5 protein-coding genes and 1 pseudogene are annotated in these 6,222 nt (G+C 71.2%); 1 reads left to right on the top strand and 5 read right to left on the bottom strand.

All coding sequences use genetic code 11. From position 1 onward, the window contains the following. Positions 1 to 286: pseudogene (locus BLW84_RS08035) on the top strand (IS110 family transposase); the annotation flags it as partial. Between the two features lie 410 nt (positions 287 to 696). On the opposite strand, the gene BLW84_RS08030 reads toward BLW84_RS08035, so the two are convergent. The 5 genes from BLW84_RS08030 to BLW84_RS08010 form a co-directional block, all read right to left on the bottom strand. After that, positions 697 to 1,674, bottom strand: coding sequence for a DHH family phosphoesterase (locus BLW84_RS08030; RefSeq protein WP_425441689.1), 978 nt, complete (start codon positions 1,672 to 1,674; stop codon positions 697 to 699). Between the two features lie 143 nt (positions 1,675 to 1,817). After that, positions 1,818 to 2,318: a 30S ribosome-binding factor RbfA gene (rbfA, locus tag BLW84_RS08025; protein ID WP_093263019.1), complete on the bottom strand. Its 501-nt coding sequence runs from the start codon at positions 2,316 to 2,318 to the stop codon at positions 1,818 to 1,820. Between the two features lie 115 nt (positions 2,319 to 2,433). Next, positions 2,434 to 2,727 carry a DUF503 domain-containing protein gene (locus BLW84_RS08020; protein ID WP_093263016.1) on the bottom strand — a complete coding sequence of 98 codons (294 nt, stop codon included), beginning with the start codon at positions 2,725 to 2,727 and terminating at the stop codon, positions 2,434 to 2,436. A 73-nt stretch (positions 2,728 to 2,800) separates the two neighbouring features. After that, entirely contained in the window at positions 2,801 to 5,767 is a 2,967-nt protein-coding gene (gene infB / locus BLW84_RS08015; RefSeq protein WP_093263013.1) for a translation initiation factor IF-2, read from the bottom strand. A 92-nt stretch (positions 5,768 to 5,859) separates the two neighbouring features. Next, positions 5,860 to 6,138, bottom strand: coding sequence for a YlxR family protein (locus BLW84_RS08010; protein WP_245761006.1), 279 nt, complete (start codon positions 6,136 to 6,138; stop codon positions 5,860 to 5,862). Positions 6,139 to 6,222 lie beyond the last annotated feature (84 nt).

Raw genomic sequence — 6,222 nt, 5'->3', positions numbered from 1 at the left:
CCCGATCACCCGCGCCTCCGGCAAGAAGAAGGTCGCCCTGGCCCGCTTCGTCCACAACGACCGGCTCATCGACGCCCTCACCACGCAAGCGTTCAACGCACTGCTGCGCTCGCCGGGCGCACGCGCCTACTACGACCGGCAACGCGCCCGCGGCGCCGGCCACAACGCCGCCCTGCGCCAACTCGCCAACCGACTCGTCGGCATCCTCCACGGATGCCTCAAAACCGGCACCCCCTACGACGAAACCACCGCCTGGGCCCACCACATCCACTCCGCTGCGGCTTGACATTCAAGCTCCTGGGATGTCTTTTTCATCCTGGTGAGCCCGCAGCCGCGGGCTGCAAAGGTGCACGTCGATGGGGTGTCGCATGCGCCGCAGGCGCATAGCCCACCTACGACACTTGCACCGCCGCGGGTTCACGGCGCCCACCCCTTCGGGGTTCCCTCGGCGAGGACAGCCCTGACGCCGTGTACCGGACATACATCAGGAGGGGCACCCACAGACCAGGAAGCCTCTGAGGTTCCGCCACCCGCACCGCCACGCAAACTGAGGTTGGAAAAACCTCACTGAAACTGGACCTCGAATTCCCACGGAAGTCGGGCAATTTGTCCACAACCTCCGGCATGTCGGAATGCGACACACCGGAGGTCCCGAACGGGAGCAGGACCCCGGTGGGAGCAGGACCCCTGCGGGCGTCAGTCCAGGAGCGGGGCCTCGTCGAGGGCCTTGCGCATCGCCGCGATGATCTCCTCCGCCGGGCCCTGCGCCGTGAAGCCGGAGGCGAGCCGGTGCCCGCCACCGCCGCAGGCCGCCGCCGCGTGGCCGACGTCGACACGGCTGTCCGAGCGCAACGACACCGACCAGTGCTCCGGCGCGGTCTCCTTGAGCACCGCCGCGACCTCGGCCTCGCTCGTCGTGCGCACCACGTCGATGACGCTGTCCACGTCTTCGCTGCGCAGCCCGTCGGAATGGGCCAGCCGGACCGTCGCGTGCACGAACCCGAGGCCCTGCGCCGCGGTCGGCTCCAACCGGGCCTCGCCCAGCACCTCGGACAGCATGTTCATCCAGGCGAACGGATGCGTGTCCAGCAGCGGCCGCGTCGTCGCCTCCGGGTCGACCCCGGCCTCCAGCAGCCGCGCCGCCGCGCGGTGCGTCGCCGCGCTGGCGTGCCGGAACGAACGGGTGTCGGTGACCAGGCCCGCGTAGAGGCACCGCGCGGTCGGCAGGTCGAGCTCCGCGCCGAGCTCGTCGAGCAGGCGGAGCACGATCATCACCGTCGCCTCGGCGTGCTCGTCGACGAGGTGCAGCGTGCCGTAGCGGGTGTTCGAAACGTGGTGATCGATCACGATGACGTCGCCGCCGGCGGCGATCGTCGCGCCGACCCGGTCGGCGAGTTTGCCGAGCCGCTGCAGGCTCCCGGTGTCGCAGACGACCAGCACCGGCGGCGCGGCGGGCACCTCGTCCGGCGGCACCACCAGATCGTCGCCGTCCAGATCGCGCAGCGAGAACGGAGGCAACTCCGGCATCCCGAAGGACACCCGGACCGCGCAGCCGCGCCGCCGCAGCGCCCGGCCCAGCGCCAGCGCGCTGCCGAGCGCGTCCGCGTCCGGGTTGATGTGCGCGAACAACGTCACGTCCGAGGCCTCGGACAGCTTCCGCGCGGCCTCGGCCACGGCTTGCCCCACCGGATCGACGGTGACCGGTCGGCCCCCGCCGGTGCGGTCGGTATCGGGTTGCCCGCGCACAGGTTCACCTCCACGACATCGGTGGCCGTTCCGGCCTCCGACGTCCAACGCACCCGATGCTGAGCCGCGACTCAACCACTCTGTGGCCCACGACGCACATCGGCGTCGGAAAACTGCTCCGCATCTGCACCGTCGGTGGCGAACTCGTCATCGTCGGTGGCGGTTCGGTACGGGTCGGCGTCGCCGGCCGGCATCGCTCCGGAGGCCAACCGGGCGACCTCCTCGTCGGCCTCCTTGGCCTTGGCGAGCAGCTCCTCCATCCGCCGCGCGTTGTCCGGCACGGTGTCCGCGACGAAGGACAGCGTCGGGGTGAACCGGACGCCGGTCTGCTGCCCGACCCGGGACCGCAGCACCCCGGTCGCGCTGGCCAGCGCGGCCGCGGTGGAGGCGTAGTCGGCGTGGTCGCCGAACACGGTGTAGTAGACAGTGGCATCCCGCAGATCGGGGGTGACCCGCGCGTCGGTGACCGTCACCATCGCCAGCCGCGGGTCCTTCACCTCGTGCTCCAGCCCGGATGCCACGATCTGGGCGATGCGCTTGGCGAGTTTGCGGGCGCGCGCCGTATCGGCCACGGCGCACCTCCTTCGGGGAAAGTTCAGTTCATCTGAAAACGGCGCTAGCCGCTTGCGGTGTGGGGCTCGACTCGCGCCGCCGCGGGTTCTCGCGCGCAACGATCACGAAGAGCTCCTAGTCCTCCGGCCCCAGCATGCGCTGGCGAGCGGAGAGCAGTTCCAGTTCGGGGCGTGCGGCGACCAACCGCTCGCACGCTTCCAGCACTTCGCGCACGTGCACGGCGTCGCCGGAGACGGCCGCGACGCCCAACAGCGCGCGGCGATGCAAGTCCTGGTTCCCGGCCTCGGCGACGGCAACCTCGAAGCGCCGCCGCAACTCGGCCACCACGGGCCGCACGACAGCGCGCTTCTGCTTCAGGGAGTGGACGTCGCCGAGGAGGACGTCCAGTTCGAGTACACCGACGTACATGGGTGTTCCTCACCGCGGTGGCGAACCGGCACGCAGGGGGCCGTCGAGTGACGACCCCCTGCGCAGCACCGGCTCAGTCGCGCGGCTTCTCGCGCATCTCGTAGGGCTCGATGACGTCGCCGACCTTGATGTCGTTGTACGACCCCAGGGTCAGACCGCATTCGAAGCCCTCGCGGACCTCGGTGGCGTCGTCCTTGAACCGCTTCAGCGAGTTGATGCTGAGGTTCTCGGCGACCACCACGTTGTCCCGCAGCAGGCGCGCCTTGGCGTTGCGCTTGATGATGCCTTCGGTGACCATGCAGCCCGCGATCGTGCCGATCCGGGAGGACTTGAAGACCTCGCGGACCTCGGCCCGGCCCAGCTCGACTTCCTCGTACTCGGGCTTGAGCATGCCCTTGAGGGCCTGCTCGATTTCCTCGATGGCCCGGTAGATCACCGAGTAGTACCGGATCTCCACGCCCTCGCGGTTGGCGACCTCGGTCGCCTTGCCCTCGGCCCGGACGTTGAAGCCCAGGACGATGGTGTTCTCCGCGGTGGCGAGGTTGATGTCCGACTCGTTGATGCCACCGACGCCGCGGTGGATCACCCGGAGCTCGACCTCGTCGCCGACCTCGATCTTCATCAGGGACTCTTCGAGCGCCTCGACGGTACCCGAGTTGTCACCCTTGATGATCAGGTTGAGCTGGTTGGTCTCCTTGAGCACCTTGTCCAGGTCCTCGAGGCTGACCCGCTTGCGCTTGGCCGCGTTCTGCGCCTCGCGGATGCGGGCCCCGCGGCGGTCGGCGATCTGCCGGGCGACCCGGTCCTCGTCGACCACCAGGAACGTGTCACCCGCACCCGGCACCGACGTGAAACCGATGACCTGCACCGGCCGCGACGGCAGCGCCTCGATGACGTCCTCGTCGTTCTCGTTGATCATCCGGCGGACGCGACCGTAGGCGTCGCCGGCCACCACCGAGTCACCGACCCGCAGCGTGCCCCGCTGCACCAGCACCGTGGCCACCGGACCGCGACCGCGGTCCAGGTGGGCCTCGATCGCCACACCCTGGGCGGGCATGCCCGGGTTGGCCCGCAGGTCCAGCGCGGCGTCCGCGGTGAGCAGGATCGCCTCGAGCAGGTTGTCGATGTTGGTGCCCTGCTTCGCCGAGATGTCGACGAACATGGTGTCACCGCCGTACTCCTCGGCGACGAGGTTGTACTCGGTGAGCTGCTGGCGGATCTTCGCCGGGTTCGCACCCTCGACGTCGATCTTGTTCACCGCGACCACGATCGGCACACCGGCCGCCTGGGCGTGGTTGATCGCCTCCACCGTCTGCGGCATGACGCCGTCGTCGGCGGCCACCACCAGCACGGCGATGTCGGTCGACTTCGCACCGCGGGCACGCATGGCGGTGAACGCCTCGTGACCGGGGGTGTCGATGAACGTGATCGGCCGCTCGTTGCCCTCCAGCTCCGTGAGGACCTGGTAGGCACCGATGTGCTGGGTGATGCCACCGGCCTCGCCGGCCTGCACGTTCGTCTTCCGGATGGTGTCCAGCAGCCGCGTCTTACCGTGGTCGACGTGACCCATGACGGTCACCACCGGCGGCCGCGCCGCCAGCTCGTCCTCGGAGCTGCCCGGGTCGCCGTAGCTGATGTCGAACGACTGCAGCAGCTCCCGGTCCTCGTCCTCCGGACTGACCATCTCGATCTTGTAGTTCATCTCCTGGCCGAGGAGCTCGAGCACCTCGTCGGAGACGGACTGGGTCGCGGTGACCATTTCACCGAGGTGGAACATCGCCTGCACCAGCGAGGCCGGGTTGGCGTTGATCTTCTCGGCGAAGTCGGTCAGCGAAGCACCACGACGCAGGCGAACGGTCTCGCCGCTGCCGCGCGGGAGGCGGACGCCGCCGACCGACGGCGCCTGCATGTTCTCCATGTACTCCTGGCGCTTCTGCCGCTTCGACTTGCGACCGCGCTTCGCGGGCCCGCCGGGACGACCGAACGCGCCGGCCGCACCGCCGCGACCACCGGGACCGCCCGGACGGCCACCGCCGCCGGGACGACCGCGGAAGCCACCGCCGGCCGGAGCACCGCTCGGGGCACCGCCGCCACCGCCACCGCCACCGCGGAAGCCGCCGCCGCCCCCACCGGGACGACCGCCGCCACCGCCGCCGGGACGGCCGCCGCCGCCCGGTCCGCCACGGCCACCGCCGCCGCCACCACGGCCACCGCCGGGACCGCCACCGCTGCGCGGCGGACGGGGCGGCATCATGCCGGGGTTCGGACGCGGCGGCATCATGCCCGGGTTCGGGCGCGAGCCACCGTCACCGCGCGGGGCGTTGCCCGCGGCCGGGGCCGTGCCGGCACCCTGACCGCCGCCCTGCCGCTGGCCACCGGGACCGCCGTGCTGGCGGCCGGGGCCCTGCCCGCCGCCCTGACGGCCACCCGGGCCCGGCCGCGGCGGCCGCTGCTGCGGTGCTCCACTGCCGACGCCGAACGGGTTGTTGCCGACGCGGGGCTGCCGCGGGCCCGGCTTGGGCGACTTCGGGCGCGGCGGAACCACGCCGGCCTCGCCGTCGCCGCCCTGCTTCGGGCTGGGCTTCGGACCCGGCTTCGGACCGGGCGCCGGGCGCGGCGCGGCCTTGGCGACCGGAGCCGGGGCCGGGGCCGCGGCTGGGGCCGGGGCCGGTTCGGCCGGCTTGACCTCAGGCTCGGGCTTGGGGGTCGGCTTCGGACCCGGCTTGGGGCCGGGCTTGGGACGCTCACCGACCGGCGCCTCGGGGCGCGGGCCGGGCTTGGGTCCAGGCTTCGGCGCCGCCGCTTCGGCGCGGGACGGCCTGGGCTCTACCGGAGCGGGCTTGCCGCCGCCGCTGGCGTCGCTCTTCTTCGACGCCGAGGGCTTGGCGAGCGCGTCGCGCAGCCTGCGGGCCACCGGGGCTTCCACGGTGGACGACGCAGACTTCACGTACTCGCCCTGCTCGGCGAGCTTGTTCAGAACTTCCTTGCTGGTAACACCGAGCTCTTTGGCGAGCTCATGTACGCGGGCCTTGCCTGCCACTGCTCTCCTCATCTGGGTGAGGCCGGGCGGCAGTCCCGCTCGACCTCGTCCTATCGCCGATGCGCGTTCATGGCTTCAGCTTCACGGCTGATTCATGACGGGTCGACCTGCTTTCCTTCAGTTGCCTGGCGCGGGACGGATCCCGCGTCGGTCACGTCTTGAGCTGCCTGCTGCGGTTGCCCGGCACTCAGGTGGGCCTGCACGGCCGAGGTGTCCAAGGCTCCCGGCACACGTAGTGCACGCGGAAAAGCCCGGCGCCGCTCGGCCAGACGAAGACACGCCGGATCGGGGTGCAGCCAAGCGCCCCGGCCCGGTTGCCGACGTCGTGGATCGGGAACAGCGACGGGACCCGCCCGACCGACCTCAGCCACCACACGCAGCAGCTCAGAGGATGACGTCCGGGCACGACACCCCACGCAGGTACGAACCGGCTCACGGCTTTCACCGTGCTCGCC

The organism is Saccharopolyspora shandongensis, assembly GCF_900106995.1.
Taxonomy (GTDB): domain Bacteria; phylum Actinomycetota; class Actinomycetes; order Mycobacteriales; family Pseudonocardiaceae; genus Saccharopolyspora; species Saccharopolyspora shandongensis.
The sequence above is the reverse complement of the archived record's forward strand: the minus strand, read 5'-3'. Positions and strand labels throughout refer to the sequence as shown.

Excerpts from the sequence above, each read along its gene's own strand:
- BLW84_RS08020 (WP_093263016.1), bottom strand. The coding sequence starts at position 2,727 with ATGTACGTCGGTGTACTCGAACTGGACGTCCTCCTCGGCGACGTCCAC.